The sequence below is a fragment of the Planctomycetia bacterium genome, assembly GCA_034440135.1.
In the GTDB taxonomy this organism is placed as follows: Bacteria; Planctomycetota; Planctomycetia; order Pirellulales; family JALHLM01; genus JALHLM01.
Genome location: JAWXBP010000525.1, coordinates 1 through 2,857, shown reverse-complemented (window position 1 = coordinate 2,857; position 2,857 = coordinate 1). Strand labels below are relative to the sequence as shown.

Below are 2,857 nucleotides of genomic sequence, written 5' to 3'. Positions count from 1 at the left end.
TGGCGATCCAGGCGGGGGACGCTGCGTGGGGGAGTACCGCTTGACAGCCGCCGTACGGATCATATGTTCATGCCCACGGCGGGTGGGGCGATCGCCGGGGATGGCTCGCGGATTTGCACAACCATGACGGCCAAGACTTTTGAAGAATGGTTCACGGCGCTCACCGCGCACCGCTCATCGCGGGCTTGGCAAAGCAGCCTGGCGGACGATCATGCGTGCCGCAGTCGCCTGATCCAGATTCCGACGGGCCTCGGCAAGACGGAAGGCGTGTTAGCCGCGTGGAGCTACCATCGCCTCCACCGTGGCGATGCTGCCTGGCCTCGACGCTTGGTCTGGTGCCTGCCGATGCGCGTGCTCGTGGAGCAGACGAACGACGTCGCGCGACGTCTCGCCGCAGGAATCCCTGAAGCCGTTCGCCCGACGGTCCATATCGCCATGGGTGGCGAAGATAGCGGGGAATGGTTCCTGTACCCCGAACGCCCTGCCGTCATCATCGGCACTCAGGACATGCTGCTGTCGCGAGCCTTGAATCGCGGCTACGCGGCGGCGCGGGCTCGATGGCCAATGGAGTTTGGACTGTTGAGCCAGGATGCGTTGTGGGTCATGGACGAGGTCCAGCTCATGGATGTTGGTCTGGCGACATCGGCCCAGCTCCAGGCATTTCGCGACGACGACGGCGCCAAGCACCTTCGGCCCTGCCACACGTGGTGGATGAGCGCGACCCTGCAACCTGAATGGTTGCGGAGTGTGGACACGGCCGAGCGCCACGATTCCTGGATCACGAATCCATGTGAAGTGCCGGATAGCCAGCGAGTTGGTGGGTTGTGGGATATCCACAAGCAAGTCGCGGTGGACGACACAATAGCCCCAACGGATGACAAAGGGTTCGCACAGCGGGTCCTCGAGGAACACGCCAAACTGGCCGACGGCGACTTCGGCAAGATCACTCTTGTCGTGTGCAACACGGTCGACCGAGCGTGTCGCACCTTCGATGCCTTGCGAAAAGCCGGCCGCTTGAACGATTTGGAACTGGTGCACAGCCGGTTTCGCCCCGCCGAACGAGAGGGATGGCGGGAGCGGTTTCTCTCGCGCTTGGCCTGTGCGCCTGGCATCGATCGGATCATCGTCGCGACGCAGGTGGTGGAAGCCGGCGTCGATATCTCCGCCGGATGCTTGATCACGGAACTCGCACCGTGGCCCAGCCTCGTGCAACGGTTTGGCCGCAGCGCCCGGTATGGTGGCACCGGGAACGTGCTGGTCGTAGATCGGCGAAAGAACACTGAGGACTCGGCCCCGTACTCGGCCGAAGAGCTCGACAGCGCCTGGGAAGCCATTCAACAGCTTCACGATGTCGGCATCGCCAGTCTTGAGGCCCACGAGCACTCGCTTGGGGACGAAGCCAGGCTCCTACTGTATCCCTACGCCCCGTCGCATCTGTTGCTGCGCAAGGAGTTTGACGAACTCTTTGACACCACGCCCGACCTGACCGGCGCGGACCTGGACATCAGCCGGTTCATCCGCTCGGGCGATGACCGGGATCTACAGGTGTTCTGGCACGATGTGCCACCAGACCAAAAAGGGGGTCCTGCGAACAAGCCCACTGACGACCGCAAACCTCATCGCCGTGAATTGTGCTCGGTTCCGTTTCTCAAGGCCCGCGAGTGGCTGTGCGAGAAAGGCAAATCAAAGCTCAAGAAAACGAAGCGAGCCTGGGTGTGGGACTGGCTCGATGGCGAATGGAAAACTGCCACCAGTGAATCGCTCGTGCCCGGCCGGATCGTCTGCGTCGCCAGGACGTGTGGCGGTTACCGTACGGACCGTGGCTTTGACGCTGAATCAAGCTCGACTGTCCCGCCGGTTACCGAACCCAAAACGGACGCGGCGACACAAGCTCTCGAAGAAACCGACGACCAGCAAGACGGCGAACAGTTGAGCACAAGCCAATGGAAGACGATTGCGTGCCATTCTCGCGAGGTAGCGGAACACGCTACCTCCATCGCCCGAGAGGTTGATCTCCCCGATTCGCTTCGTGGCTTGCTGGAACTCGCCTCACTCTGGCATGACTGGGGAAAGGCGCACCCGGCATTCCAGGGCTCAATCCGAGGGAGTCAAAAAGCGGCTCGGCTGAACCGATTGGATTTGGCCAAAGCCCCCGACCAGTGCTGGCCAAGAAAGGCGTTGTATCGCTATCTCGACGACAGCGAAACCCGCCCTGCCTTTCGCCATGAACTTGCCAGCGCCCTCGGATTGTTTGCTGTCCTCAGGCACTACAACCCAACACACGAGGCTCTCCTCGGGCCCTGGATTAACATACTGGAGCAGATGAAATCGGGATTGCCCAAGCACTCACTTCCGCAAGCGCCAACTCCGTTGATCGATCGGCTCCTTCGGTGTGACGCCCACGCCTTTGACCTCGTGGCCTATCTCGTAGCAAGTCATCACGGGAAAGTCCGGGTTGGCCTCCACGCTGCCCCGAAGGACCAGGATTACGCGGACCGAGACGGGCGTGGTCTACCGGTACGCGGGGTTCGAGAAGGGGACGTCTTACCATCGGTCGAACTGGCACCGGGCGAGTCGCCTGTTCCTGAGTTACCACTGACGCTTTCCCCCGCTGCGATCGGGCTTTCGTTTCGAACGGGAATTAGTTGGCGAGAACGGTGCATCGGCCTTCTCGAGCGACATGGTCCGGCCTCTCTCGCATTCCTCGAAGCGATCATGCGAGCGGCGGATATCCGGGCATCCCGCCTGACGACCAACGATCCGACCTTGGCCGCGGAGGCGACGACATGAAGATGCACCTCCATGTCCTTAAGGGATGCGCTCCTGTTCCGCTGGCCAACTATTTGAAAGCACTCGG

Annotated in this window: 1 protein-coding gene; it reads left to right on the top strand. The window is 61.7% G+C overall.

The genetic code is table 11. From position 1 onward, the window contains the following. Positions 1–69 precede the first annotated feature (69 nt). Positions 70–2,790 (top strand): CRISPR-associated endonuclease Cas3'', encoded by a 2,721-nt coding sequence (locus tag SGJ19_29455; protein ID MDZ4784392.1) that lies wholly within the window; start codon positions 70–72, stop codon positions 2,788–2,790. The last annotated feature ends 67 nt before the right edge of the window (positions 2,791–2,857 follow it).

Coding starts and splice junctions, on each gene's coding strand:
- SGJ19_29455 (MDZ4784392.1), top strand. CDS start 70: ATGCCCACGGCGGGTGGGGCGATCGCCGGGGATGGCTCGCGGATTTGC.